We start from the raw sequence: 26,681 nt of genomic DNA, 5'->3' as shown, positions 1-26,681 counted from the left end.
GGATGATCGGCACCATCCGCAACACTGGTCTACCAAGGGGGGTGGTTGGATATGGCTCTGGCAGAAAATTTGCGCCCGTTCGACGGCGGACAGACGTTTCAACGTGCGTCGTTCACCGGCAACGCCAAGGAATATTTCGGTATCTGGATCGTCAATGTTTTGCTGACGATCATCACCCTGGGCATCTACTCCGCCTGGGCGAAGGTTCGGCGCAACCGCTATTTCTATGGCAATACAGCACTGCTCGGGCATACATTCGAATATCACGCCAAGGGCAAGCAGATTTTCATTGGCCGCCTGATCGTCTTCGGATTTCTGATCATCTCGCAGATCGTCACGACTGTCGCGCCGCTCGCGGCGCTGATCGTCACGCCGCTGCTGATCCTCGCTTTCCCCTGGTTTCTCATGCGCGGTCTGCGCTTCAACGCCCGCGTGACGAGTTATCGCAACGTGCGGTTCGATTTCGTCGGCACCTACGGCGGCGCTTTCAAGGCTATCTTTCTAGGCGGCCTCGTTACGATTGTCTCGGTCGGAATTCTTGCGCCCATCGCTGCCCGCTGGTTCTATCGGTATGTTTTCGACAATCTGCGTTACGGCGACCGGCCATTTTCGACCAACCTGACATTGGGCGGATTCTACAAGGCGCTCGGTATTGCCATTGCGGTCGCTCTGATTGGCCTCGTTGTTCTCGCCGGCTTGGCTTTCGCGATCTCAGGGACATCGCCCGAGGCTGCCATGTCCGGATCGATGGGTACGGTAAGTGTCTGGCATTGGGCCATCATTGGATTTGTGCTCGTCTATGCCATCGCCGGACTTTTCTATCGGGCCATGGTGCGCAACATCGTGTGGTCGGCGACCATGATCGACCGCCGTCACAGTCTCCTTAGCGATCTTGGTCGCCGGCGTTATGCATGGATTGCGATCTCCAATGTGATCGTCACATTTGCAACCCTCGGCCTGATGCGCCCCTGGGCGGCGGTGCGCCTGCAACATTATCTCGCAGAGCATACCGCCATCCATGTCGACGGTGACATCGGCGTGGTGATCGATCAGGTTCGCTCGAGCGGCAACGCCATCAGCGCGGAATATCTCGATGTCGATGGTTTCGACTTTGGCTTCTGATGGACCAGTGATCGCGGCGGGCCTCTGGCATCCGCCGCATTCCAGCCGCGCCATTCCGGCCCGGTTGGTTGATATGGGTGGTTCGCTGACCGTGTTGTCGGACGAGGAGGATGAGAAGGACAAGCGTCTCGCCTGGGGCATCCGCTCCGACATTGAGATCAGCCCGCGCGTCGGCTCGATTCCCCGCCGTATCGTGTTCGGAAATGAATCCGTTTTCGAAACGCGCGACAATGACGCGATCGACGTCTATCTCCAGGGTCGAGGCGAGAAGCGCAGCGGTTTCGTGCATCGGCTGGAGATCGTCCGTCCGCGGATGATCGCTTTTGCCGTCGCGACGATCGTGCTCGCATCGGTTATCTATCACTATGCCTTGCCGGCGCTGGTGGAGGTCGCGGTGCTGGTGACGCCGCCGGTGGTGCCGGAAATCATGTCGGCGGGCACGCTGAAGACGCTGGGCCAGACGGCTCTCAGCCCGAGCAAGCTTTCCGAGGACAGGCGCAAGGACATCTCGGATCGGTTCGAAAAGATTGCGGCCCAGGCCGAGGGCGGCGCCGGTCGCTACAAGCTGAACTTCCGCGATGGCGGTATCATTGGCCCGAACGCCTTCGCGCTGCCGGACGGAAATCTCGTCCTCACCGATCAGTTGGTCGATCTTGCCGGCAGCGATACCGAAATGATCACCGCCGTTCTCGGCCACGAGATCGGCCATGTCGAATACAAGCACAGTCTCCGCCAGCTGTATCGCGCCGCCGGCGTTGCCGGCCTGGTGATGCTGATTGCCGGCGACGTCGGCTCCGGCGTTCAGGATGTGCTGACCCAGGGCGGCGGTCTCTTGGCGCTTTCCTATTCCCGTTCGGCAGAAGCCCAGGCCGACCGTCGTTCGGTCGAGTTGATGCAGGCGGCCGGCATGGACCCAACAGCTCTGTCGCGTTTCTTCGATCTCCTGGAGACCAAACTCAACGATCACTCCGACACCAGCATGCTGTCGACCCATCCGGGCACGCCGGAACGTAAACAGGCTATCCTCGACTATGCCAGGGAGCTCAATGACAAAAAAGTGCAGTCCTGAAAACCGGTCTTGATCTGGTTGGCAGCATCAGAATAACGTGAATGTAAATTTCATATTTTGGAATTGTTCCAAACTAAGAAACGCACTATATAGCTCTCGACCCGCACTTTGCGGCTTCGATTCCAGGAGATCGGCATGCGCCTGACCAAGCAAACCAACTACGCAGTGCGTATGCTCATGTATTGCGCCGCCAACGAAGGCTACTTGAGCCGCATCCCGGAAATTGCCAAGGCCTATGGTGTTTCCGAGCTGTTTTTGTTCAAGATTCTGCAGCCGCTGACCAAGGCGGGCCTTGTGGAAACCGTGCGTGGCCGCAATGGCGGCGTGCGCTTGGGCAAGCCACCGACCGATATCAGCCTGTTCGATGTCGTCCGGGTGACCGAAGATAGCTTCGCCATGGCGGAATGCTTCGAAGACGGTGCCGTCGAGTGCCCGCTGGTCGATAGCTGCGGCTTGAATTCGGCGCTGCGCAAGGCGCTCAACGCCTTCTTCGACGTGCTGACGGAATATTCCATCGACGACCTCGTCAAGGCCCGCCCGCAGATCAACTTCCTGCTCGGCCTGGACGAGCTAGATCACAGGGGCATCGCCAAGAAGATGCCGATCACGGCACCGGCCGCCTGATCCCGCTTTTTAAGTCGCGTGTATTTTCAATCCGCGGTTGCCTGAGGCAGCGGCGGATTTTCCTTTGTATAGTTGCACAATATTGTAATGAGCCGTTGGTAATCTCGAAGAGGAAAACGTGAGATTCTTCGAAAAAGTATCCCAGATACGCGCGTAATATCCAGATTGTTGCCTATGCAGGGCATTTTTTGTGCAAAAATTTCCAAACTCCACGATTTGGAAAAATTTTAGGCGGCCCATGTTGCTTTCATACATTAAATAGCGTTCCATCGGCCCGATCCGGATAGGAACCTCTGGGAACCACGGCTTCAAAAGAAGAACAAACCTGGGAAACGACATCATGAAAAAGATCTCTGTCCTCTTGGCAGTGACCGCCTTGGCTTCCGTCATGGCGACGTCCGCCTGGTCGAAAACGCTTGTTTATTGCTCGGAAAGCTCGCCGGAGGGTTTTGACCCGGGAATTTACACTGGCGGCAACACTTTCGATGCCTCTTCGCGTACGGTCTATAGCCGTCTCGTCGAATTCAAGCATGGCAGCACCGAAGTTGAGCCGGGCCTGGCCGAAAGCTGGACGGTTTCCCCCGACGGCAAGGAATACACCTTCAAGCTCCGCAAGGGCGTGAAGTTCCAGGTGACCGACTTCTTCACCCCGACGCGCGATCTTACTGCCGACGACGTCATCTTCTCCTTCGAGCGCCAGCTCAAGGAAGATAGCCCGTGGGCCAAGTATGTCGCCGGTGGTTCCTACGAATATGCAGACGGCATGGGCTTCCCCAAGCTGATCAAGTCGATCGACAAGGTTGACGACCTCACTGTCAAGTTCGTGCTGAACCGTCCGGAAGCACCGTTCATCGCCGACCTCGCGATGGATTTCAGCTCGATCCTGTCGAAGGAATATGCCGACAAGCTCCAGGCCGACGGCAAGATGGCGCAGATGAACCAGCAGCCGCTCGGCACTGGCCCGTTCACCTTCGTTGCCTACCAGCCCGACGCCGTCATCCGCTACAAGGCGAATGAAACCTATTTCAAGGGCAAGGAAAAGATCGACGATCTCGTCTTCGCGATCACGCCTGACGCTTCCGTCCGCGCACAGAAGCTGAAGTCCGGCGAATGCAACATTATGCCTTACCCGAACGCCGCCGACATCAAGGACCTGAAGGCCGATCCGAACCTCAAGGTTCTCGAGCAGGCTGGTCTGAACGTTTCGTACCTCGCCTACAACACGCTGGTTGCACCTTTCGACAAGGTCGAAGTGCGCAAGGCCATCAACATGGCCGTCAACAAGCAGGCGATCGTCGACGCCGTCTTCCAGGGCTCGGGCACGGTTGCAACCAACCCGATCCCGCCGACCATGTGGTCCTATAACAAGGACGTCAAGGACGACGCCTACAGCCCGGACGAAGCTAAGAAGCTGCTTGAAAAGGCCGGCGTCAAGGATCTCAGCATGAAGATCTGGGCGATGCCGGTATCGCGTCCCTACATGCTCAACGCGCGCCGCGCCGCCGAGCTGATGCAGGCGGACCTTGCCAAGATCGGCGTCAAGGTCGAGATCGTCACCTATGACTGGGCTCAGTACCTGAAGCTCTCCTCCGCCAAGGACCGCGATGGTGCGGCTATCCTCGGCTGGACCGGTGATAACGGCGACCCGGACAACTTCCTTGATACGCTGCTCGGCTGCGACGCCGTCGGCGGCAACAACCGCGCTCAGTGGTGCAACAAGGAATTCGACGATCTGGTGAAGAAGGCCAAGCAGACCGCCGACGTCAAGGAGCGCACCAAGCTCTATGAAGAGGCTCAGGTCATCTTCAAGCGCGAAGCACCGTGGATGACCATCGACCATTCGGAAGAGTTCATCCCGATGACGAAGAATGTCTCCGGTTACGTTCAGGACCCGGTCGGCGTTCACCGCTTCGACGGCGTCGATATCGCCGAATAACAAAAAATCTGTGAGAATGCCCGGCTAAGACCGGGCGACCCGGCGGTCAGGCACTTTGCCTGACCGCCGGAAAAATTTGGACACCTGTCATGTTGCGATTTCTTTTCAGCCGCCTTGCGGTGCTGATCCCGACATTCCTCGGCGTATCGATTATCGCCTTCTCCCTCATCCGCCTGCTTCCGGGCGATCCTGTCATGCTGCTGTCGGGCGAACGGGTCATGTCGCCGGAGCGGCACGCCCAGATCACGCACGATCTCGGTTATGACCGCCCGATGATCGTCCAGTACGGCAGTTACATCTGGAAGGCGCTGCACGGCGATCTCGGCGCCTCGATCACCACCAAGCGTGATGTACTGACCGACTTCTTCACCTTCTTCCCGGCAACGCTGGAACTGTCGATCTGCGCCATGATCCTGGCGATCTGTCTTGGCATCCCGGCCGGCGTTTTCGCCGCCGTTAAGCGGGGGACATGGTTCGACCAGAGCGTCATGGGTGTGGCCCTCATCGGCTATTCCATGCCGATCTTCTGGTGGGGCCTGCTGCTGATCATCGTCTTCAACGGTTATCTGCACTGGACGCCGGTTTCGGGCCGCATCGGCCTCATTTATTTCTTCAAGCCGATCACCGGCTTCATGCTGATCGACAGCCTCTTGTCCGGTCAGAAGGGCGCCTTCGCCTCGGCGCTCAACTCGCTGATCCTGCCGACGGTCGTGCTCGGCACCATTCCGCTCGCCGTCATCGCGCGGCAGACGCGCTCGGCGATGCTCGAAGTGCTGGGCGAGGATTATGTCCGCACGGCGCGCTCCAAGGGTCTCTCGCCGCTGCGCGTCGTCTCCGTGCATGCGCTGCGCAACGCCATGATCCCGGTCGTTACCACCATCGGCCTGCAGGTCGGCGTGCTGCTCGGCGGCGCCATCCTGACGGAAAGCATCTTTTCCTGGCCGGGAATCGGCAAGTGGATGATCGACGCCGTCTCAAAGCGCGATTATCCCGTGGTGCAGGGCGGCCTGCTGTTGATCGCCGGCATCGTCATGCTCGTCAATCTCGCCGTCGACCTGCTCTACGGCTTCATCAATCCACGTATTCGTCACTAGGAGCGGCCCATGAGCACGGTCAGTGTCAAGTCCGACCGCCCCTCCGCTCTTGCGGAGTTCTGGTATTATTTCTCGCGAAACAAGGGTGCCGTCATCGGACTGGCGATCTTCGTTTTCGTCCTGTTCCTGGCGATCTTCGCCGGCATCGTCGCCCCGCATGACCCGGATGCCGCCTATGGCAGCGCCATGCAGCGCCTGCCGCCGTTCTGGTCGGAAGGCAGCAACAGCAGCTTTCTTCTCGGCACCGATGCCAATGGCCGCGACCTTCTCTCGCGTCTGATCTACGGCACGCGGTTCTCGCTGTTCATCGGCCTCGTGGTCGCCTCGCTTTCGGCGCTTGCCGGCATCCTGATCGGCCTCGTCGCCGGCTATGTCCGCGGCCGCACCGATACGATCATCATGCGCGTCATGGACATCATCCTCGCCATCCCCTCGCTGCTGCTCGCCCTCGTGCTGGTGGCGATCCTGGGGCCGGGCCTGACCAACGCGATGATTGCGATCTCGATCGTCAACCAGCCGCATTTCGTCCGCCTGACGCGTGCCTCGGTCATGGCCGAGCGTGACAAGGAATATGTCATCGCCTCACGCGTTTCCGGCGCCGGCCCGCTGCGCCTGATGTTCAAGACCATCCTGCCGAACTGTCTCGGGCCGCTGATCGTGCAGGCGACGCTTGCCTTCTCCTCCGCGATCCTCGATGCCGCCGCTCTCGGCTTTCTCGGCCAGGGCGCGCAGCCGCCGACGCCGGAATGGGGCACGATGCTGGCGGATTCGCGCGAATTCTTCCAGAGCAACCCCTGGCTGGTCACTTTTCCCGGTCTCTGCATCCTGATCACGGTTCTCGCCATCAATCTGATGGGCGACGGCCTGCGCGATGCCTTCGACCCGAAGCTGAAGAGGTCGTAATGGCACTTCTCGATATTGAAAATCTCACCGTCGAATTCCAGACCGCTTCCGGCCTGTTCCGGGCGGTGGACGGCGTATCGCTCACCTGCGACAAGGGGGAAATCCTCTCGATCGTCGGCGAATCCGGCTCCGGTAAGTCCGTCTCCATGCTCGCTCTGATGGGGCTTCTGCCATGGACAGCGAAGATCACCGCAGACCGCATGATGTTCGACGGCAAGGACCTGCGCGGTATCTCCTCGCGGCAGCGCCGCAAGATCGTTGGCAAAGACATGGCAATGATCTTCCAGGAGCCGATGTCGAGCCTCAATCCGTGCTTCACGGTCGGCTTCCAGCTTGGCGAGACCCTGCGCATCCACATGGGCCTCGACCGCAAGGCACGCCGCGAGCGCTCGATCGAGCTTCTGAATCTCGTCGGCATCCCGGCGCCTGAAGATCGCCTGTCGAACTTCCCGCACCAGATGTCGGGCGGCATGAGCCAGCGCGTCATGATCGCCATGGCGCTTGCCTGCAATCCGAAACTGCTGATCGCCGACGAGCCGACCACCGCGCTCGACGTGACCATCCAGGCGCAGATCCTCGATCTGCTCGTGCGACTGCAGCAGGAGCAGGGCATGGCGCTGGTGCTGATCACCCATGACATGGGCGTGGTGGCCGAGACCGCCGAGCGCGTGCAGGTGCAATATGCCGGCCAGAAGGTCGAGGAGCAGCCGGTCAAGGCGCTGTTCCGCGATCCGCATCATCCCTATACGGCCGCACTTCTTTCGGCTCTGCCGGAGCGTGCGATTGTCGGCCAGCGCCTGCCGTCGATCGCCGGCGTCGTGCCCGGCCAGCATGATCGTCCCACGGGCTGTCTTTTCGCGCCCCGCTGTTCGTTCGCGACGCCCGATTGCGATCGCGGCGTCAAGCGTCAGGGCATCGAACTCGGCGTAACGCTCTGCAACTATCCGCTGGAACACGGCAAGCCGCTCGGTCATCCCGGCCTTGTCGCCACGCAAACAGCAGGAGGTGCCGCATGACCGGCGCTGTTCTCGAAGGGCGCGATCTCGCCCGCTTCTACACCGTCAAGCGCGGTAGCTTCAAACCGGAGGCGACCGTCAAGGCGCTGAACGGCGTCAGCTTCAGCCTGCAGTCTGGCCGCACGCTCGCCGTCGTCGGCGAATCCGGTTGCGGCAAGTCGACGCTTGCCCGTCTGGTGACGATGATCGAACACCCGACGTCAGGCGAATTGCTGATCGACGGCAAGCCGGCGAAGATTGGCGACCGCAGCCTGCGCAGCGCCGTGCAGATCGTCTTCCAGAATCCTTACGGTTCGCTCAACCCGCGCCAGAAGGTCGGTTCCATCCTTGAGGAGCCGCTGAAGATCAACACCGATGACGATGCCGCGACTCGCCGCAGCAAGGCCGAGGCCATGATGGCGCGTGTTGGCCTGCGTCCGGAACATTATGATCGCTATCCGCATATGTTTTCCGGCGGCCAGCGTCAGCGTATCGCCATTGCCCGCGCGCTGATGTTGCGGCCGAAGGTGCTGGTGCTGGACGAGCCGGTTTCGGCGCTTGATCTCTCGATCCAGGCACAGGTGCTGAACCTCCTGATGGATCTGCAGAAGGAGATGGGCCTTGCCTATCTCTTCATCTCGCACGGTCTCTCGGTGGTACGTCACATCGCCGATGACGTCATGGTGATGTATCTCGGCCGCCCTGTGGAAACCGGCACGGCGGAAGAGGTCTTCACCCGCCCGCGCCATCCCTATACCGCAGCCCTTTTGTCGGCGACGCCGATCGCCGATCCGGATCGCGAGAAGAACCGCATCCGTCTGCAGGGCGAGCTGCCGTCGCCGCTCAACCCGCCGACCGGCTGTCATTTCAACCCGCGCTGCTGGCGTGCTCAGGATAAATGTCGTCAGGTCATGCCGGAGCTGACGGGCGAGGGGACACACAAGTTTTCTTGCTTCTTCCCGCTGGATTGATCCAAGTTGCGAATCAGGCAGGGCCTTGGCGGCTTTGCCTGATTCATGGCCATTCGTTCAGGGCGGACTCAATGCACGACACACAAAGCACCTCTCTCGCCATTATCGTCATGGGCGTCAGCGGCAGCGGCAAATCCTCGATCGGCGAAAAGGCGGCTGCTCGGCTCGGCCTGCGCTATGTTGAGGGGGACGCGTTGCATCCCGCTGCCAATGTCGAGAAGATGAGCAAGGGCATTCCCTTGACGGATGAGGACCGCTGGCCCTGGCTCGACGTGATCGGTCAGGAGATTGCCGCGAGCCTTGCCAAAGGCGAGGGCATCGCCGTTTCCTGCTCGGCATTGAAACTTGTCTATCGCGAGCGCCTGCGGGGTGCCGCAGGCGGGCATCTCTATTTCATCTATCTCGACGGCTCGAAGGAATTGCTGACCAGGCGCATGGGCGAACGCAAGGGCCACTTCATGCCGTCGTCGCTGCTGGAAAGCCAGCTCCGCACGCTGGAAGTGCCGACCGGCGAGCCCGGCGTCGTCACGGTCAGCATCGACGATACCATCGACGGTATTGTTGAGGCCGCGCTCAAGGGCCTCGCCGCGATCCGCTGAATTCCCTCGATATCAGGGCGCGAACCGGTCCGGCGCATAGGCCGAGATATCGATAAAGGGCGTTTCGCCGGTGATGAGTTCGGCAAGAACGCGGCCGGTCACGGGTCCGAGTGTCAGGCCGTGATGGGCATGGCCGAAGGCGAACCATAGGCCGTTATGGCGTGGCGCCTTGCCGATGATCGGCATCATGTCCGGAGTGCAGGGGCGGGCACCCATCCAGGGTTCCGCATCGAGCCGTTCGCCGAGCGGAAAGACGGTGCGAGCGACGGCTTCGGCGCGGTCGAGCTGCACCGGTGTCTTCGGCGCGTCGCGGCGCGCGAACTCGGCTCCGGTCGTCAACCGGATGCCTCGGCTCATCGGCGCCATCAGGTAGCCGCGCTCCGCATCCAGTACCCAATTGTTGAGGACGGCGTTGCCCTCGGCGGCGTAATGCATGTGATAGCCGCGCTTGACGCCGAGCGGGAAGGCATAGCCGAAACGCTTCGTCACTTGGTCCGCCCAGGGACCGAGCGCGACGACAACATCCTCGGCTTCGATCGAGCCCTCCGCCGTCACCATTTTCCAGCTTGAGCCGGACAGGCCGAGCGAGACGGCGTCCCCGGTCGTCACGCGGCCGCCGATGCTTTCGAAATATTTGCGATAGGCGGCGGTCAAGCCGTGCGGGTCGAGCACCGACCAAGGATCGCGCCAGCGCAGGGCACCTGAGAAACTGTCCTTGAGATGCGGCTCCGATGTCGCCACGTCCGCGCCGGTCAAAGCGTCGGAGGCGATGCCGAATTCGCGATTGAGACGCTCGGCCTCGGCAAATTCCGCATCGCGTTTCTCGTTCGAGCGGTAGAGCTCGATCCAGCCGTCTTTGCGGATGAGTTCCTCGGCATGCGAGGCCTCGATAAGGTCGTTATGCTCGCTGATTGAATGGGCGATGAGCGGCGCATAGGCGCGCGAGATCATCTCATGTCGCTTGGTATTGGAATTCCACCAGTAGCGGGCGAGGAAGGCGATCTGGCTCGGCAGCGCCTTGAGGTGATAATGCGCGTCGATGCGGTTGTTGAAGGCGTAGCGCAGCAACAGGCCGAATTGCTGCGGAAAACCATAAGGGACGACGCCCTCGCGCTGGATCAGGCCGGCATTGCCGAAGGAGGTTCCCTGACCGGGCGGCTTGCGATCGACGAGGGTGACCTGACGCCCGCGCCGCTGGAGGTGGATGGCTGTCGATACGCCGACAATGCCCGCGCCGAGCACGATTGCGTCTTTTGTCATGATCCCCTGCTATCCGCATGCGTGTTTTTTCACCCGATCCCGAAAGGCGCTCAGCCCCTTCCGGGATCATGCTTCAAGCATCGAAAATGCCTGCCAAAATGCTGCGGTGCAAATGAAAAATACGATCACGCCATGGCCTGATCCAGGGCCGCATTCTCGGCGCGGATGCGTATCGTCAGGATGGCGGCGTTGAGCAGCGAGAAGACGACGGCATGGAGCGGCAGGCCGAAGGCAAGCGGCAATACGGCGATCTCGCCGACCACCACCGCATAGTTCGGATGGCTGAGAAAGCGGTAGGGGCCGCCCGTTACCAGCGGTGCTCCCGGCAGCACGATGATCCGCGTCGTCCAGCGACCTTTCAGCGTTGCCAGCACCCAGACGCGCAAGCCTTGCAGTACCATGAAGATGACAACCCAGACCGGGACGACCGGCCGCCCGGTCGCGAAGAGCCATAGGCTGACGAGCCAGGCGGTATGCATCGCCACCATATAGGGGTAATGCCCCGGCGCGATCTCCCGGCCGCCCTGTGCGAGAAGGGCAGCGGTGTTGTGCCGGGCATAGATCAGTTCGGCAAGCCGCTGCAGGGTGACGAAGGTCAGAAGTGCGATGGACGGCCAGAACATCAGGCGACCCTCTTCAGTGTGATGCAGCTTGCCGTGAAGCCGGGACCCATGGCGACCATGGCCGAGCGCCTCGGCAGGCCGGAAAGAATGGCCCGCTCCAGCACGAAGAGCACCGTCGGCGACGACATGTTGCCGTAGTCGCTGATCACCTCGCGCTCGATATCGAGCGAGCCGGGTTCAAGGCTGAAGGCCGTCTCAAGTGCCTGCAGCACCTTGGTGCCGCCGGGATGGCAGATGAAGCGGTCGATATCCGGGATCGCAAGGCCAGCGCGCTCGAGAATGCCGGCGACGGCGGGCTTGATGTTCGCCTCTGCGAAGGGCGGCAGCGATTGTTCCAGGATGATGCCGAAGCCGGTGTCGTCGATCTTCCAGCCCATGATGCCGAGCGTATCGGGGAAGAGATGTTCTCCCGTCGATTCGATCTCGGCAAGACCCTCGCTGCCGGTCCGCAGGATGCAGGCAGCCGCGCCGTCGCCGAACAGCGCCGTGGCGATGATGTTCGGCCGCGTCAGCTCGTCCAGCCGGAAGGCGAGGGAGCAGAGTTCGATGGAAACGAAGAGCACGATAGCGCCCGGACGGCTCTTCGCCATGCGCGAGGCGATGGCGAGGCCGGAGACGCCGGCCGCGCAACCGAGGCCGAAGACCGGCACGCGCTCGATATCGGAACGGAAGCCCATTTCGCGGGCGAGCCGCGCCTCCAGGCTCGGCGTCGCGAAGCCGGTCGAGGATACGGTGACGATGCAATCGACCTCTTCGGCCCGAAGACCGGCGCGTTCCAGCGCCTTGGTCGTTGTTTCCTTGAAAAGCTGGCTTGCGACCTCGGCATAGGCTTCCATGCGGTCCTGCCAGCCATGCGGCTGTTCGAACCATGAGAGCGGACGGGCGGCATGGCGTTTGCGGATGCCAGCGCTTTCGAACACGCGGGCAAGATGCTTGAAATCGCGGAATCGATTGGAAAACAGGCGGCCGGCGGTCTCGGCGGCTTCCGATTGGTGGATGATATTGTCGGGTGTGGCAACGGCCAGACTGACAAGCTTGACGGTATCGGTCACATTCTTCTCCTTGCGACCCTCGGCGGGGTACGCAGGAGGAAACACGCCATCGTCAGCACTTATTCGGAGCCTGCCGGTCACGAAAGAGTGACGATGAGAGACGAATCCGAGCCCGAGAAAAAATATCTGATGGCTTCGAATAAAATGAACGGATGGCGTGTTCTCCCATCGCAACGTTCATTTTGCCAAGGAGCAATTACATGACCACCACCGCTTTCCGCCTGGCCTCGGCCGCTCTCGGCGCTTGCCTCACCCTCGGCGCTTTCGCTGTTCCGGTGTTCGCCGCCGGCGACGATTCGAGCACGACGCCGACCTGCAAGAAGGGCGAGATCTATGACCAGAAGACCAAGAAATGCGTGAAGCAGCAGGGCGCCAACATCACCGACGAAAACCGCGCCGACTATGCCTATTCGCTGGCCAAGAAGGATCATCGCTATGAAGAAGCGCTGGCCGTTCTCAACACCTTGCAGAATCCGGATACGGCGGAAGCGCTGAACTATCGCGGCTATGTCACCCGCAAGCTCGGCCGCACGGATGAAGGTATCTCCTACTATAAGAAGTCTGTTGCCATGGACCCGAAATACACGCTGGTTCGCGAATATCTTGGCGAAGCCTACGTCATCAAGGGCCAGATTGATCTCGCCAAGGATCAGCTCAGCACCATCAAGGCGCTCTGCGGCAATACGACCTGCGAAGAATATCAGGATCTGAACGAGGCCATCCAGAATCCGTCGAGCCTCTGATGTCTGGTCGGACTTGAGATGGCTGGCATAAGCAGTGAGCATCGAAAGGGATATCCGGGTGTCAGTCGCTCATTCCACGATTTCTGCTTATAGTCGGACACGATCGGAGCCGCCGGCAAGGCCGGCGGCTCCCGAAGAACGGAACCTCGCGGAGGGTGCCATAGCGAGCGAAGAGGATATCAGGGCAGGCCTGTCGCAGCATCTGACGCGACTCTGGCGCTATGCCGTCGTGCTGTCGCACCAGCGCGACGTGGCGGATGATCTGGTGCAGGCAACCTGCGTCAGGGCGCTGGAGCGCGCGCATCAGTTCATCGCGGGGACGCGGCTCGACCGCTGGCTGTTTTCGATCCTGCACTCGATCTGGCTGAACGAGATCCGGTCCCGCCGGGTGCGTATGGGGCAGGGCTTCGTCGATGCCGACGAGGCGCTGGTTTTCGACGGCGCGCGCGAGACGGAGACGCATATTTTGGCGGGCCAGGTGCTGAAGCAGGTGCAGGCGCTGCCGGAAGCGCAGCGCACCGCCGTTTTCCTCGCCTATGTCGAAGGACTGTCCTATCGCGAGGTGGCGGAGGTTCTGGATGTGCCGATCGGAACGGTGATGAGCCGGCTGGCGGCGGCGCGGGCGAAGCTCGCGGATGGCATGGGGCCGGCGGATGGGGCGCGGCTCGGGGATAGGCGACTGGGGAACGGACATGAGTGAACAGGACAACAGAAACATGCCCTCGGACGAACAGCTCACCGCCTTCATCGACGGCGAACTGGAGGCTGCCGAGCATGACAGGATCGAAAGACTGATCGAAAGCGACGCCAAGGTGGCGGAACGCTTCGATCTCCTGTCGCGCAGCGATCTCCCCTTCCACGAGGCATTCGAACCGCTGCTTGCCGCTGCCCCGAGTGCCAAGCTGGATGCGATGCTTGCCGCAATCCCCTCCGCCGATGCAGAGAAGAATGCCGCGTCCGGCGTCAGCCGCCGTGGCTTCCTGGGTGCAATTGCCGCTTGCCTGGTCGTGGGCATCGCCATCGACCGCGCTGTGATCGGCATCAGCCATCGCCTTGCCAAGCCGGATGAGGGCAGCGAATGGCGCGCCGTCGTTGCGGAATATCTTTCCCTCTATACGCCGGATACGCTGAGCGGACCGGCTGGCGATCGGACTGAGCAGGTTGCGCAATTAAACGAGGTCGGCTCGAAGGTGGGTCTCGCTCTGACGCCAGAAGCCGTCGCGATCCCAGGTATCGATTTCAAGCGCGCCATCTTGCTGAACTACGATAGCAAGCCCTTGGCACAGATCGCTTATCTCGATCCCGAGAGCGGGCCGATGGCGCTTTGCATCACCCCTTCGACCACGGGCGCTTCCGCTCCGGACATGGAAAACCGCCGCGGCATGAATGTCGTCTATTGGTCGGATACCGCACACGCCTTCATGCTGATCGGCCATTTGCCGATCGACCGGATCAAGGCGCTGGCGGACGACGTCCGGAGCAGGCTGACGGCCTGAGATCAATCCTGCCTTGCAGTGAAGAGCTGCCCATCAGCACAAGCCGCAGTCTTGCGCTGATGGTGTCGTCTCTTCCGGTGGTTGATGCCTGATCGGAAGAATCCGGGACGGCTATCCTATGATCTGGCGCGGCAGCACGAGGTCGGAAACCTTGTAGATGTGAAACTCGCTTTTCGAGACGGTATCCAGTTTCTTGAATTTTTCCACGAAGGCCGGATCGGAAAAGAATTCGTCGACATTGTTCTCGTCGCGGATCGCCTCGATATTCACGACGGTTTGGCCGTCGGTGCTTTTCGACAGGTTACTCCACAGAAATCCTTCCTTCCGTTCCGCGACATAATGCACGACGTCCTGGATGATTTTGAATGCTTCTTCCTGCTTTCCCGGATGGGCATGTATGACGTTCACGACGAACACGGTGGGCTGGGAAGCGAATTCGAATTCGGCTTTTTGGGGATGGGTCACGCGATCTCCGTTCAAAGGATTGTCCGGCGAAATTTGCCGGCGTTGGGAGAGATAGCCCGCGACAGAGGCCGAAAAAATGGGCTAGAAATCCGCAGATAACGGACATTGACGTCCGCAATGGATTTCTCACCATGGACAATATCGCCGCGTTGAATGTCTTCGTGATTGCAGCGGAAACCCGCAGTTTCGTCCGAGCCGGAGAGGTGCTCGGCGTTTCCGCGTCGGCCATCGGCAAGACCATGGCCCGGTTGGAGAAAAGGCTCGGCGTGCGCCTGTTTCACCGAAACACCCGCAATATCGCGATCACCGCCGAGGGCATCATGTTCCTGGAGCGTTGCAGGCGAATTTTCTCCGAGATTGAAGCGGCGGAACAGGAGCTTTCGCAAACCATCGCCGCGCCGCGCGGCTGGCTCCGCGTGAGCCTGCCCCTTGCCGGCATGCTCTTCATGCCGACGATCACCAAATTCATGCGGGTCTTTCCGGACGTGATGATCGACCTCGATTTTACCGATCGGCTGGTCGATGTGATCGAGGAAGGGTTCGACGCCGTGGTGCGAACGGGCGAAATCACCGACAGCCGTCTGATGGTGCGAACATTAGGGAGGTTTTCCCATCGTGTCGTCGGGTCGAAGGAATATTTTGACCGCTTCGGAATCCCCAAAGTGCCGGAAGACCTGTCCGCGCATCTGTGTCTTCACCACAAATATCCATCGACCGGCAAGCTGGAACGCTGGCCACTGCGCCACGATGCCGGCGCGGGAAAACTGGAACTGCCTGTATCGTCGATGGCAAGCACGCTCGAACCGCTGATCAATATGGCCGAGGCTGGGCTTGGCGTTGCCTGTCTGCCGCTCTTTACCATCGGCGGGCAAATCGCCGATGGAACGCTCGTTTCCGTTTTGGCCGACCATGTCGAGGATGTCGGCGAATTCCGCGTCCTCTGGCCGTCGAGCCGTCAGCTGTCCCCGAAAATACAAGCCTTCGTAAAGTTCATGGCGGAAAATCTGTTTCGTCCCTAATGGCCGCCATCTCTGGCTGGAGGAGCCGCTGGTAGAGTTGTGATCCGGTAGCCTAAAATCGTGCGATTCAAAAAGAATTTGGCGAAAACTGTTCCTGCTGGTATTCTCCGCCCAACGAAAATCAAATGAGTGCCTGCTGCATGCCTGTTGGCCTTGCGCGGCGCGGTGGAAAAGATACGTGAGTGACCCCGACAGCGGCAGAGCGCCGCAGGCAGACGGGGCGTCGGTAGCAGAGCGCAGGAAGGGTAAATCCTCCCGGCGCGCTAAGCGTAAGCGTGGCGGTCAAGCCCGTCCGAACGCTTTGTCTGCGGAGGCCAACCAGACCGGCAAGTCCGGCGCGGTGGCGACACGCCCAGCAGATCAGGACGCCGGTTTCCCGGCCAAGAAGCGCAAGCGCAGACGCCGTTCTCGTGGCGGAGCGCAGGATGGCGCGCAGCATTCCTCCCAGTCACAGCAGCCACAGGCCTCCGCTGCGCCGGACCAGCGTGCCGCGAGCGAGCACGGCCATGCCTCGTCGAACAAGAGTGGCAAGAACAGGCGCAAGCACCGCAGCAAGCGCGGCCTGCAGGGCCGGCCGCTGGCGCATGAGAAGACGGCGCAGCTCGTCGCTCCCGCCGCCGTCGTTGCGGCAGAGCGCGCTCCTGCCCACAACGATCATCGTCTTCAGCCGCAGCAGCGCCGCGAGGGCTCAGCATCGTATCAGCAAGCCGATCCCGATTCCCGCCCCATGGATCTCTATGCGGCGCTCGATCTCGGCACCAACAATTGCCGTCTGTTGATCGCGCAGCCGACGCGCCCGGGGCAATTCCGCGTCGTCGATGCCTTTTCCCGCATCGTCCGCCTCGGCGAGGGGCTCGGCGCCAGCGGCCGGCTGTCGGGTGACGCCATGGACAGGGCCGTCGAGGCCCTGCGTATCTGCGCCGCCAAGCTGAAGACCCGAGAGATCCGCCGCATGCGGCTGATCGCGACCGAAGCCTGCCGCGCGGCGGAAAACGGCGAGGTCTTCCTCGCCCGCGTCATTGAAGAAACCGGGCTGCAGCTCGAAATCATCGATCGTGAGACCGAGGCGCGGCTTGCCGTGTCCGGTTGTTCGTCGCTGGTGGGTCCCGAGGCGCGCTCCGTCGTGCTCTTCGATATTGGCGGCGGCTCCTCGGAAATCGCCATCATCCGCATCGGCGAAAACCGCTCCAGCCGGCTTGCCAACCATATCACCCACTGGACCTCGCTACCGGTCGGCGTGGTCACGCTCTCGGAACGTCATGGCGGCCGCGATGTCACGCCGGAATTGTTCGAGGCCATGGTTCGCGAAGTCGAAGGTATGCTCGAACGCTTTGATTGCCCGCCGGTGCATGGGGCCACGCGCGACAGCGCCGATTTCCATCTGATCGGCACGTCGGGCACGGTGACGACGCTGGCCGGTGTCCATCTCGACCTGCCGCGCTACGACCGTCGCCGGGTCGATGGTGTCTGGCTGTCGGACGACGAAGTGACCGCGATGCAGGCCAAGCTGCTTTCCTGGGATTTTGCCGGCCGCGCCGCCAATCCCTGCATCGGACCGGATCGCGCCGATCTCGTGTTGGCGGGCTGCGCCATTCTGGAGGCGATCCGCCGCCGTTGGCCGAGCCCGCGCATGCGCGTCGCCGATCGCGGCCTGCGCGAAGGACTGCTTACCGATATGATGGCGGATGACGGTGTTTGGCGGCGGGGCCGCTCGCGCCGTGGCCATCGACCGAGGGATACAAAGGGACCGCAGGCATGACCAAGCCAACCATCGCCGGTAATCGCACGGGCCGTAAGCTCGGTCAGCGCGTCAAGAAAAAGAAGCTGAAGGCCTCCTCGCGGGAGTGGCTGCATCGGCACATCAACGATCCCTATGTGCAGCGCGCCCAGCTTGAAGGCTATCGCGCCCGCGCCGCTTTCAAGCTGCTGGAGATCGACGAGAAGCACCAGATCCTGAAGGGCGCACGCCGCATTATCGATCTGGGTGCGGCACCGGGAAGCTGGTCGCAGATCGCCGCCAAGGTGACCGGTTCGACGGAGGACGATATTCGCGTCGCGGCCATCGACTTTCTGGAAATGGCGCATTTGCCGGGCGTTACCATTCTGCAGCTCGACTTCCTCGACCCTGACGCGCCGCAAAGGCTGGTCGATGCCGTCGGCGGTGAGCCGGACCTGGTGATGTCGGATATGGCTGCGCCGACGACGGGCCATCACCGCACCGACCATTTGCGCACCATGCATCTCTGCGAGGTCGCGGCGCATTTCGCGATCGAAGTTCTGGCCGAGGGCGGGCATTTCCTCGCCAAGACCTTCCAGGGCGGCACGGAGCGCGACCTCCTGAACCTGCTGAAGCAGAATTTCCGCCAGGTCGTCCATGTGAAGCCGGGCGCATCCAGGGCGGAATCGGTCGAAATGTTCCTGCTGGCAAAAGGCTTCAAGGGACGCAATGTCGAGCATGGCACAATAAGCGCTTGATTTAGCAGTGGCTTTTGGTCGATGATGCAGTCCCCTCGATACGGAAGGCGGCACATCATCACCATGCTTCTTTACGTCACGCTCGGTTCCAACGATATTCCGCGCGCCGGCAGCTTCTATGACGCAGTTCTGCCTATCCTCGGCTACCGGCGCCAACGCGAATCGGACGAGGAAATCGGCTATGCCGCCGATGGCGACGTCCGTTGCCGGTTCTGGGTGGTGGTTCCCTATGATCACCGCGCCGCGACGATCGGCAACGGCTCGATGGTCGCCCTGCATGCGGAAAGTCGCGCCGATGTCGATGCTTTTCACGCGGCGGCGCTCGCCCATGGCGGCACCGATGAGGGCAAGCCTGGCCTGCGGTCGTTCCATGCCAATTTCTATGCGGCCTACGTGCGCGATCCCGATGGCAACAAGCTCAGCGCCGTCTGCGAGAAGCCTGAATAGGTTTTCGTTTCTCCCCCGCGTGTAGAAGAAACTACTTCACCACCGACTGCTGCGGCTCCGTCGCTGCGACGCGCTTCAGGCCGGCCTTGTGGCCAGAGACCGTGGCGCCGGCATTGCGGTCCATGCGGATGAAGGGAATGGTGGCAAGCACGGTCAGGATCGATATGCAGTAGAAGGCGATGTGGAAGTCGCTGACCTGCAGCTCCGTGCCGCTGAAGAAGGTCGAGGTTTCCAGGATCATCGCGGCGACGGCAACGCCGAGCGCAAGGCTGATTTGCTGCATGACCGAGCTCATCGATGTCGCCTGGCTTGCCTGCTTGTCGCTGATGTCGGCAAAGGCGAGCGCATTGATGCCGGTGAAGAAGAACGAGCGAGAGAAGCCGCCGACCAGCAGCACGCCGATGATGACGAGATGCGATGTGGTGGGCTCGAACAGGCCGGTGCAGATCGTCGTCACTGTCGTGATGGCGGCTGCCGACAACAACGCCGTCTTGAAGCCGACGGCGGTAAAGACGCGGCGAGCGATGAACTTGGTGGAGATGGCGCCGATGGCGCCGGCAAAGGTGATCAGGCCCGACTGGAACGGATTGAGCCCAAAGCCGAGCTGTAGCATCAACGGCGTCAGGAACGGCATGGCGCCGATGCAGATGCGAAACAGCGTGCCGCCGGTAACGGAGGCGCGGAAGGTGGCGTTCTTCAACAGCGTCAGGTCAAGGATCGGCGCCGGGTGACGGCGCGCATGGCCGACATAGAGGAAGCCGCAGACGAAGCCGATAGTGACGGCCGAAATGCCGATTGCCGGCGGCAGTGCCGGCAGGCTGATGACCGACATGCCGAAGACGACGCCAGCGGCCGCGAAGGATGTCAGCAGGAAGCCGATGAAATCGAGCTTCGGCGGCTTCGTCGCCTCGACCTCCGGCAGGTAGATCGACGACAGGATAATGCCGAGGATGCCGACGGGAACGTTGATCAGGAAGATCCAGTGCCAGGACGCGTAGGTGGTGATGAAGCCGCCGAGCGGCGGGCCGGCCAGTGGCCCGACAAGGGCAGGGATGGACAGCAGCGCCATGGCGGAGACCAGGTCGCTCTTCCGTGTTGTACGCACCAGAACCAGACGCCCGACCGGCGTCATCATCGATCCGCCGACACCCTGCAGGAAGCGGGCGGCAACGAATTCCAGAAGGCCACCGGAGACGGCGCACAGGATCGAGCCGACGACGAAGACACCGATGGCAATCCGGAAGATGTTCTTCGCCCCGAAGCGATCCGCCATCCAGCCGCTGATCGGGATGAACACCGCCAGCGACACCATGTAGGAGGTCAGCGCCAGCTTGAGCGTGATTGGACCGACATGGAGATCATTCGCAATCGCCGGCAGCGCGGTTGCGATCACCGTGGAATCCATCTGTTCCATGAACAGCGCAACGGCAAGGATCAGGGGAACGATGCGATTCATAGGCAGATGCCTTGATGGGTGGTGTCTTCGGGAAAGGGCGCCGCTTGCGGCGGGCACTCGCTCTGTAGTCCTATGTACTGTCTCTGCCAATCCCCGAATCTACCGCGTGGCCTCCCGGGCATCACGTCTTCGTGATGCCTGATATGGCCCGGTATAGGTTACCAGGTTTGACATATGCTAAGCGCATGTAAATGCTAAACGCATAAAACGTCATTCGGTCTATTAGCGGATTTGGCTGGATATGTCATGGCCAAATTGCCAGCCGTGAAAGATCGTGTTTCAGCCTGCAACGACCGATGACGATGACAGGCGCGGCTTACGTTGCTACCATTGGAGAGAATGAGATCATGAGTGTTGTTCTGCCGCCCGAAACCCATCGGTTCAAGCTGGGGTCCTGCACCGTCACCGTCGTCAAGGATGGCGCAAACGTCATGGACAATCCCTGGGAAACCTTCGGTTCGAACCAGACGCCGGATACGGTGCGCAAGCTCCTGGCGCAGAACTTCCTGCCGACCGAGAAATTCGTCAACAGCTATGCGCCCGCCATCATCGACACCGGCTCCGACCTCATCGTCGTCGATACCGGCTTCGGTGCCGCCGGCCGCGCCCGCGGCTTGGGTCGGTTCCGTGAAGGCCTGAAGGCCGCTGGTTATACGCCGGAGCAGGTGACTGTGGTCGCCCTAACGCATCTGCATGGCGACCATATCAACGGGCTGCTGGAGGACGGTGCTCCGGCCTTTCCGAATGCGCGCTATGTCACCGGCGAGATCGAATACGGATTCTGGACCAACAAGGCCCGCGAGGGAACACCGGCAGAGGGCGGCCACAAGGCGGTGCTTGCCAATGTCGTACCCTTTGCCGAGAAGATGACCTTCCTCAAGGAGGGCGACCAGATCGTCAGCGGCATGACCGCGATGCTTGCTCCGGGCCACACGCCCGGCCATCTCGTCTTCCATCTCGAATCGGAGGGCAAGCAGCTAGTCATGACCGGCGATACGGCCAACCACTATATTCTGTCGCTCGGGCGCCCGGATTGGGAAGTTCGCTTCGATACGGACAAGGCGCAGGCCGCCAGGACCCGCCGCCGCGTCTTCGACATGATCGCTACCGACCGCATCCCTTTCCTCGGCTTTCACATGCCGTTCCCGGCTGTCGGTTTTGTCGAGAAGCAGCCGGAAGGTTTCCGCTATGTGCCGAAGACCTATCAGTTCGATCTGTGAGGATGGTCAGCGTAAAGATGCCGGGAAAAGCGTCCTGAGATTGGCTATGCATTTGCGCTCGGGCTGGCCTGCGGCTGCCCAGCGCATTTTACTATTCCCTTCCTGTCATAGACGTGTTACCAGCCCTCGCCAACTTCCAAGCAACACTTGCAAGATCGCCCGGTAGACGATTCGTTCCGGAGCTGTCCTGTTTTTTAAAGACGAAGGAATTGGCCATGGCTCGCATTATTGAAACGTCAACCGGGTTAGACGCCCTTACCTTCGACGACGTGCTCCTGCAGCCGGGACACTCCGAGGTCATGCCCGGCCAGACGAATATCGCCACCCGCATCGCCCAGGATATCGAGCTCAACCTGCCGATCATGTCGGCCGCCATGGATACGGTGACGGAAGGCCGTCTTGCCATCGCCATGGCCCAGGCCGGCGGCCTGGGTGTTATCCACCGCAATCTGACCCCTGTGCAGCAGGCCGAAGAGGTCCGCCAGGTCAAGAAGTTCGAAAGCGGCATGGTGGTCAATCCGGTGACGATCGGCCCCGACGCGACGCTCGCCGACGCGCTCGGCCTGATGAAGGCCCACGGCATTTCCGGCATTCCTGTCGTTGAGAAGTCGCAGCGCCTGGTCGGCATCCTCACCAACCGTGACGTCCGCTTCGCCTCCAATCCGGAGCAGAAGATCCACGAGTTGATGACCCACGAAAACCTGATCACGGTTGCCGACGGCGTGCAGCAGCAGGAAGCCAAGCGCCTGCTGCATACGCACCGCATCGAGAAGCTGCTGGTTGTCGACGGCGAAGGTCGCCTCATCGGTCTGATCACCGTCAAGGACATCGAAAAGTCGCAGCTTAATCCGAATGCCTCCAAGGACGCGCAGGGCCGCCTTCGCGCCGCCGCCGCCATCAGCGTCGGTGACGACGGCTTCGAGCGTGCCGAACGCCTGATCGATGCTGGCGTCGACCTGCTGGTCGTCGATACCGCCCATGGCCATTCGCAGCGCGTCCTCGATGCCGTCACTCGCGTCAAGAAGCTCACCAATTCGGTTCGCATCATGGCCGGCAACGTCGCCACCTATGACGGCACGCGAGCGCTGATCGATGCCGGCGCGGACGCCGTCAAGGTCGGCATCGGCCCCGGCTCCATCTGCACGACCCGTATCGTCGCCGGCGTCGGCGTGCCGCAGCTCGCGGCCATCATGTCGGCGGTCCAGGCCGCGCAGGATCAGAACATCCCTGTTATCGCCGATGGCGGCATCAAGTACTCTGGTGACCTGGCCAAGGCGATTGCCGCCGGCGCATCCGCCGCCATGGTCGGCTCGCTGCTGGCCGGCACCGATGAAAGCCCGGGCGAGGTCTATCTTTACCAGGGTCGCTCGTTCAAGGCGTATCGCGGCATGGGTTCCGTCGGAGCCATGGCACGCGGCTCTGCCGATCGCTACTTCCAGGCGGAAGTGCGCGACACGCTGAAGCTGGTGCCGGAAGGCATCGAAGGTCAGGTGCCCTACAAGGGCCCGGTCTCGGGCGTGCTGCACCAGCTCGCCGGCGGCCTCAAGGCTGCCATGGGTTATGTCGGCGGCGCCGATCTCAAGGACTTCCAGGAGCGCGCCACCTTCGTACGCATCTCCGGCGCGGGCCTGCGCGAAAGCCACGCCCATGACGTCACCATCACCCGCGAAAGCCCGAACTATCCGGGTTCCGGCGGCTGATCGATGCCGAATGGCGCTGAAGACAATGTCAGGTCCCTCCAGGGCCTGACGGCGATCCTTGCGGCCCTGTCGCTGGCGCTGTTTGCCTGGATCTATGCGGGCTTCGTCACCGCCTTCCGCAATGCATCGGCGGGCCAGCAGATGCTGGACGCGCGCATCGGCGGCTACGAGGCCGAAGATGTCGTTGCCATGGTGCGTTACCTCAAGGATCACTCCGATCCGGCTGATATCCTGCATTCCATGTATCTTGGGCCTGAATTGATCTTCCCGCTGGTGCTCGGCGGGTTCCTCTTCTGCCTGCTGCGGCTGGTCGGGCCGCGCGGAACCTTCTTCGGCCGGTCAATTCCATCGGCGGCGATTACCGCGATCTTTTGCCTGCCGATCGTCTATGGCGTGATGGATTATGCGGAGAATATCGCCGGGCTGCTGCTCTATCCGCCGGCCACGCCGTCGGACGGCACTGTGGCACTGCTCTCGGGCCTGTTGCCGATCATCGTGCGGCTGAAGTTCCTGTCGCTTGTCATCACCATCATTCTGCTGGCCCGTTTCTCGATTTTTCGTTACCTGTCTCCCGGCGGATCCAAGCCGTCCTGAGCGGTCGCTTCAGCCGCTTTGAAATCGTAAAGGAGTTGGAGGCGTGACCGGCTATGAAATGTTGTGGCCCATGGTGGCCCATGCGGGGCTTGTCTATATTCTCTACGGGCTATTGGGCCTGCGCCGCCGCGACCTCGTCAAGGCGGGTAAGATCCGGCTATCGCAGTTTCGTGAGAACCATGCCGCCAACGAGGCGGCGGAGAGCCTGGTAGTGCGCAACAGCATCGCCAACCAATTCGAGCTCCCCGTCCTTTTCCATGCCTGCTGTATCACGCTGTTCATCGCACAGGCGGATAATCTGCCGGCCGTAATCCTCGCCTGGGTCTTTGTCGCCACGCGCTACGCCCACGCCTATGTGCATGTCACCAGCAACAATCTGCGCTATCGCAGCCCGCTCTTCGCCCTTGGCTATATCGTCCTTGCCGGCATGTGGGCCTGGCTTGCCGTCTGGCTCGCCGTTACGCAGGCCATGCCGGCCTGAGCCGCCCGCAGCGTCGCTTTCACGCGAATACAAAGGCCGGAGCACACTTCGGCCTTTGTCGACTCGGCGGGAGTGCGCTATTACATATTGCATGTAAAATTGGACTTTTCCCCTTTACGTCCATTGAGTATGCCAGAGGCATAGCTTGCCCGCGTCTTCGGGCGTCGCTTTTGTGACAATGAAACGGGAAATGCATGAGCCCGGAAAAACCAGCCCGCATCGAATTCCGCAAGCAGCCGAAACAGGAGCGTAGCATCCAGCGCGTCGATGTCATCCTGGCGGCGGCGGCACAGCTTATCGCGGAAAAAGGCGTCAGCACCATGAAGATGACGGAGCTTGCTGCCGTGGCCGGCGTGCCGATTGGTTCCGTCTACCAATATTTTCCTGAAAAGGCGGCGATCGTCACGGCGCTGTTCGACCGCCACGCGGTTCTCGTTCAGCAGAAGACGAAGGAAGTCTTCGCCACCGTAACGTCACTCGACCATGCCGTCGATCTGGTTTGCGGCATGGTCGACTGGTACTACCGCGAATTTCGTGGCGATCCGACCTATATGGGCGTGTGGCTCGGGACGGAAATGGACGGGGATCTGCTGAAGCTCAACATCCAGCATAGCAATCGCGTCGCCGAGATCTTTCTCAAGGGTATCGAACCCTTCCTCCCGGCCGATAGCTCCATCGATCTGCAGGCTCGCACCCAGCTCTTCAGCCATCTGATCGGCGCCTCCGTCCGCCTCGCCATCATGAGCGACAAGGCGCTGGCGGTCCGCATGCTCAACGAATGGAAGCAGGTAATCCGGGCGACGCTGTTTGCGGAGCCAACGGCAGGCAATAGGCAGTAGGGTTTTAGCTACTGCCTATAATTCTCACCAACCCGGGAGAATATGTCCGGCGCGCAGACGCGGATAGGCGCGCGGAAAGGTCTTCACCTCGCCATCGAGATCGTCGTCGATCGCCGCCGGCGTGATGTTGTCGAGGCAGGCGGAGATATGGGCGGTGATGGCATTCATCAACGACACCGAAAGGCCCGGCCGCTTCATGATGCCGATCTGAACCGGCGGCAAAGGCGGGAAGCCGTCGGCCTGGGTCAGTACCTTCATGCCCGTGCGCAGCGCCGATTCCGGCATCACCGATACCGCCATGCCGGCAAGGACGGCAGATGCGACAACGGTGCAGGACCAGCTTGTGAACAGGACCTGATAGTCACGGCCGCCGGCGTCAAGCGCTGAGCAGGCAAGCTGACGCCACGGGCAGTCGCGTCGTCCGACGGCGAGCGGAATGGGCGCGTCGTCACGGAGCGGATGATTGGCCGATCCGACCCAGCACAGCGGCTCGGTCCGCACCACATCCGACATTCTCTCACGCGGATTATGGGTGACCAGCGCGATATCGAGTTCGCCGCGATGCATGCGCTCGGCGAGATCGACGGAGGGTTCGCAGACGATATAGAGCTCGACATTCGGATGCGTCTTGGCGAAGCGGCCGATGATCTCCGGCATGTAGCGGTCGGCATAATCGTCGGGCGTGCCGATGCGCAGCGTGCCCTCGAGCCGGTTGTCGTCGAAGGCGGCGATCGCCTCATTGTTCAGGCGGATGATGCGGCGGGCATAGTTGAGCAGCTTTTCGCCTTCGGCGGTCAGCCGGTTGCCGCGGCCGTCCTTGATGAAAAGCTGCTTGCCGACGCGCTCTTCCAGCCGGCGCATCTGCATGGACACCGCCGACTGCGTCTTGAACACACGGTCGGCCGCCTTGGTGAAGCTGCCGGAATCCACGATGGCGATGAAGGTCTGCAACTGATCGTTATCAAGCGGCGCGGACATGATCTCACCTATAAAAGAGTTTGATGCTTACCATTAGAAACATTCGTTGGACTGATCAATAGGTGTTTGGCATCTTCCTAATGCAAATCAGCATACCAATCGACAGACTTCCTGCTGAATTCCTCCCAGCCAACCCCTTTCCCGCACCACCGGGAAGGGGCTCGGCTAGCGCGTGCCTGAAGGAAAGGACCTTGAAATGAGCACGACAGACCGGACACTACATCTCGGCCACGCAAGGCCGTCGCTGCCCCTGACGGCACGCCTGACGCTTGCTTTCGATAAGATGGCAAAGGTCTGGCGCACATTCCGCAACCGCCGCGAGATCAATTATCTGCATGAGCTGAACGACAGCCAGCTAATGGATATCGGCCTGACACGCCAGGACCTGATGTCAGCGCTGACGACCTCAACCTTCTTCGAGGATCCGTCCTGTCAGTTGAGCAATTCGGCGCGTCACCGCGCGCGCCTCTTCGGCCTCGACAGCATTCGCCGCTGATGCCGGCCAGCCGTTTCCCCGCAG

The 26,681-nt window shown here is 61.3% G+C and carries 28 protein-coding genes; 22 read left to right on the top strand and 6 right to left on the bottom strand.

Annotated features, from left to right (window positions below; all coding sequences use genetic code 11):
- Window positions 1-51 precede the first annotated feature (51 nt).
- From RRH01S_RS21955 to RRH01S_RS21915, 9 genes are all read left to right on the top strand, one after another.
- Entirely contained in the window at window positions 52-1,122 is a 1,071-nt protein-coding gene (locus RRH01S_RS21955; protein WP_034520337.1) for a YjgN family protein, read from the top strand.
- Window positions 1,094-2,191 carry a M48 family metallopeptidase gene (locus tag RRH01S_RS21950; protein ID WP_080705448.1) on the top strand — a complete coding sequence of 366 codons (1,098 nt, stop codon included), beginning with the start codon at window positions 1,094-1,096 and terminating at the stop codon, window positions 2,189-2,191. The genes RRH01S_RS21955 and RRH01S_RS21950 overlap by 29 nt, the downstream gene beginning before the upstream one ends.
- A gap of 135 nt (window positions 2,192-2,326) precedes the next feature.
- Window positions 2,327-2,815: an iron-responsive transcriptional regulator RirA gene (gene rirA, locus RRH01S_RS21945; RefSeq protein WP_007700019.1), complete on the top strand. Its 489-nt coding sequence runs from the start codon at window positions 2,327-2,329 to the stop codon at window positions 2,813-2,815.
- 340 nt (window positions 2,816-3,155) lie between these two features.
- Entirely contained in the window at window positions 3,156-4,751 is a 1,596-nt protein-coding gene (locus RRH01S_RS21940; protein WP_007700016.1) for an ABC transporter substrate-binding protein, read from the top strand.
- 89 nt (window positions 4,752-4,840) lie between these two features.
- Window positions 4,841-5,845: an ABC transporter permease subunit gene (locus RRH01S_RS21935; RefSeq protein WP_034520341.1), complete on the top strand. Its 1,005-nt coding sequence runs from the start codon at window positions 4,841-4,843 to the stop codon at window positions 5,843-5,845.
- A 9-nt stretch (window positions 5,846-5,854) separates the two neighbouring features.
- Window positions 5,855-6,748 (top strand): ABC transporter permease subunit, encoded by an 894-nt coding sequence (locus RRH01S_RS21930; protein ID WP_007700011.1) that lies wholly within the window; start codon window positions 5,855-5,857, stop codon window positions 6,746-6,748.
- A complete protein-coding gene (locus tag RRH01S_RS21925) occupies window positions 6,748-7,764 on the top strand; it encodes an ABC transporter ATP-binding protein (protein ID WP_034520343.1) in 1,017 nt (338 codons plus the stop codon). Before RRH01S_RS21930 ends, RRH01S_RS21925 begins: the two co-directional genes overlap by 1 nt.
- On the top strand, window positions 7,761-8,714 hold the full coding sequence (locus RRH01S_RS21920) for a peptide ABC transporter ATP-binding protein (protein ID WP_007700004.1): 954 nt from the start codon (window positions 7,761-7,763) through the stop codon (window positions 8,712-8,714). Before RRH01S_RS21925 ends, RRH01S_RS21920 begins: the two co-directional genes overlap by 4 nt.
- 71 nt (window positions 8,715-8,785) lie before the next feature.
- Window positions 8,786-9,313: a gluconokinase gene (locus RRH01S_RS21915; protein WP_007699999.1), complete on the top strand. Its 528-nt coding sequence runs from the start codon at window positions 8,786-8,788 to the stop codon at window positions 9,311-9,313.
- 12 nt (window positions 9,314-9,325) lie between these two features.
- On the opposite strand, the gene RRH01S_RS21910 is transcribed toward RRH01S_RS21915, so the two are convergent.
- The 3 genes from RRH01S_RS21910 to RRH01S_RS21900 all read right to left on the bottom strand — a co-directional run bounded on the left by RRH01S_RS21910 (window position 9,326) and on the right by RRH01S_RS21900 (window position 12,248).
- Window positions 9,326-10,573 (bottom strand): NAD(P)/FAD-dependent oxidoreductase, encoded by a 1,248-nt coding sequence (locus RRH01S_RS21910; protein ID WP_007699996.1) that lies wholly within the window; start codon window positions 10,571-10,573, stop codon window positions 9,326-9,328.
- A gap of 125 nt (window positions 10,574-10,698) precedes the next feature.
- Window positions 10,699-11,196: an isoprenylcysteine carboxyl methyltransferase family protein gene (locus RRH01S_RS21905; RefSeq protein ID WP_034520345.1), complete on the bottom strand. Its 498-nt coding sequence runs from the start codon at window positions 11,194-11,196 to the stop codon at window positions 10,699-10,701.
- Window positions 11,196-12,248 (bottom strand): type III polyketide synthase, encoded by a 1,053-nt coding sequence (locus RRH01S_RS21900; RefSeq protein WP_034520346.1) that lies wholly within the window; start codon window positions 12,246-12,248, stop codon window positions 11,196-11,198. The genes RRH01S_RS21905 and RRH01S_RS21900 overlap by 1 nt, the downstream gene beginning before the upstream one ends.
- A gap of 200 nt (window positions 12,249-12,448) precedes the next feature.
- On the opposite strand from RRH01S_RS21900, the gene RRH01S_RS21895 reads away from it, so the two are divergent.
- From RRH01S_RS21895 to RRH01S_RS21885, 3 genes are read left to right on the top strand one after another with little or no spacing between them, the layout of a single operon-like run.
- Window positions 12,449-12,991 carry a tetratricopeptide repeat protein gene (locus tag RRH01S_RS21895; RefSeq protein ID WP_034520348.1) on the top strand — a complete coding sequence of 181 codons (543 nt, stop codon included), beginning with the start codon at window positions 12,449-12,451 and terminating at the stop codon, window positions 12,989-12,991.
- A gap of 58 nt (window positions 12,992-13,049) precedes the next feature.
- Window positions 13,050-13,691, top strand: coding sequence for an RNA polymerase sigma factor (locus RRH01S_RS21890; RefSeq protein WP_042474196.1), 642 nt, complete (start codon window positions 13,050-13,052; stop codon window positions 13,689-13,691).
- 16 nt (window positions 13,692-13,707) lie between these two features.
- Complete coding sequence (locus RRH01S_RS21885) at window positions 13,708-14,487, top strand: anti-sigma factor family protein (RefSeq protein WP_042474253.1); 780 nt, start codon at window positions 13,708-13,710, stop codon at window positions 14,485-14,487.
- Window positions 14,488-14,598: 111 nt separating this feature from the next.
- On the opposite strand, the gene RRH01S_RS21880 is transcribed toward RRH01S_RS21885, so the two are convergent.
- Complete coding sequence (locus RRH01S_RS21880) at window positions 14,599-14,952, bottom strand: antibiotic biosynthesis monooxygenase (RefSeq protein WP_042474193.1); 354 nt, start codon at window positions 14,950-14,952, stop codon at window positions 14,599-14,601.
- A gap of 131 nt (window positions 14,953-15,083) precedes the next feature.
- Here RRH01S_RS21880 and RRH01S_RS21875 point away from each other — a divergent pair, with 131 nt between their 5' ends.
- The 4 genes from RRH01S_RS21875 to RRH01S_RS21860 all read left to right on the top strand — a co-directional run bounded on the left by RRH01S_RS21875 (window position 15,084) and on the right by RRH01S_RS21860 (window position 18,893).
- Entirely contained in the window at window positions 15,084-15,971 is an 888-nt protein-coding gene (locus tag RRH01S_RS21875) for a LysR family transcriptional regulator (protein WP_042474189.1), read from the top strand.
- A gap of 178 nt (window positions 15,972-16,149) precedes the next feature.
- Window positions 16,150-17,730, top strand: a complete 1,581-nt coding sequence (locus tag RRH01S_RS21870; protein WP_042474186.1) for a Ppx/GppA phosphatase family protein — start codon at window positions 16,150-16,152, stop codon at window positions 17,728-17,730.
- Complete coding sequence (locus RRH01S_RS21865; RefSeq protein ID WP_007699969.1) at window positions 17,727-18,446, top strand: RlmE family RNA methyltransferase; 720 nt, start codon at window positions 17,727-17,729, stop codon at window positions 18,444-18,446. Before RRH01S_RS21870 ends, RRH01S_RS21865 begins: the two co-directional genes overlap by 4 nt.
- A 63-nt stretch (window positions 18,447-18,509) precedes the next feature.
- The gene (locus tag RRH01S_RS21860) at window positions 18,510-18,893 is read left to right on the top strand and encodes a VOC family protein (protein WP_007699966.1); all 384 of its coding nucleotides are present in this window, start codon (window positions 18,510-18,512) and stop codon (window positions 18,891-18,893) included.
- Window positions 18,894-18,924: 31 nt separating this feature from the next.
- Here the strand turns inward: RRH01S_RS21860 and RRH01S_RS21855 are convergent, their stop codons facing one another.
- Window positions 18,925-20,349 carry an MFS transporter gene (locus RRH01S_RS21855; protein WP_007699962.1) on the bottom strand — a complete coding sequence of 475 codons (1,425 nt, stop codon included), beginning with the start codon at window positions 20,347-20,349 and terminating at the stop codon, window positions 18,925-18,927.
- Between the two features lie 347 nt (window positions 20,350-20,696).
- Here RRH01S_RS21855 and RRH01S_RS21850 point away from each other — a divergent pair, with 347 nt between their 5' ends.
- The 5 genes from RRH01S_RS21850 to RRH01S_RS21830 all read left to right on the top strand — a co-directional run bounded on the left by RRH01S_RS21850 (window position 20,697) and on the right by RRH01S_RS21830 (window position 25,183).
- Entirely contained in the window at window positions 20,697-21,569 is an 873-nt protein-coding gene (locus RRH01S_RS21850) for an MBL fold metallo-hydrolase (RefSeq protein WP_110924648.1), read from the top strand.
- Between the two features lie 215 nt (window positions 21,570-21,784).
- Entirely contained in the window at window positions 21,785-23,269 is a 1,485-nt protein-coding gene (gene guaB, locus RRH01S_RS21845) for an IMP dehydrogenase (protein ID WP_007699958.1), read from the top strand.
- Window positions 23,270-23,272: 3 nt separating this feature from the next.
- Window positions 23,273-23,863, top strand: coding sequence for a hypothetical protein (locus RRH01S_RS21840; RefSeq protein ID WP_034520356.1), 591 nt, complete (start codon window positions 23,273-23,275; stop codon window positions 23,861-23,863).
- A gap of 43 nt (window positions 23,864-23,906) precedes the next feature.
- Window positions 23,907-24,344, top strand: a complete 438-nt coding sequence (locus tag RRH01S_RS21835; protein WP_034520358.1) for an MAPEG family protein — start codon at window positions 23,907-23,909, stop codon at window positions 24,342-24,344.
- Between the two features lie 194 nt (window positions 24,345-24,538).
- On the top strand, window positions 24,539-25,183 hold the full coding sequence (locus RRH01S_RS21830) for a TetR family transcriptional regulator (RefSeq protein ID WP_007699950.1): 645 nt from the start codon (window positions 24,539-24,541) through the stop codon (window positions 25,181-25,183).
- 24 nt (window positions 25,184-25,207) lie between these two features.
- On the opposite strand, the gene RRH01S_RS21825 is transcribed toward RRH01S_RS21830, so the two are convergent.
- The gene (locus tag RRH01S_RS21825; RefSeq protein WP_007699948.1) at window positions 25,208-26,161 is read right to left on the bottom strand and encodes a LysR substrate-binding domain-containing protein; all 954 of its coding nucleotides are present in this window, start codon (window positions 26,159-26,161) and stop codon (window positions 25,208-25,210) included.
- Window positions 26,162-26,357: 196 nt separating this feature from the next.
- Between RRH01S_RS21825 and RRH01S_RS21820 the strand changes: the two genes are divergently transcribed.
- A complete protein-coding gene (locus tag RRH01S_RS21820) occupies window positions 26,358-26,657 on the top strand; it encodes a YjiS-like domain-containing protein (protein WP_007699945.1) in 300 nt (99 codons plus the stop codon).
- Window positions 26,658-26,681 lie beyond the last annotated feature (24 nt).

The sequence above is a fragment of the Rhizobium rhizogenes NBRC 13257 genome (assembly GCF_000696095.1).
Taxonomy (GTDB): Bacteria; Pseudomonadota; Alphaproteobacteria; order Rhizobiales; family Rhizobiaceae; genus Rhizobium; species Rhizobium rhizogenes.
This window is presented reverse-complemented; position numbering and strand designations above follow the sequence as displayed.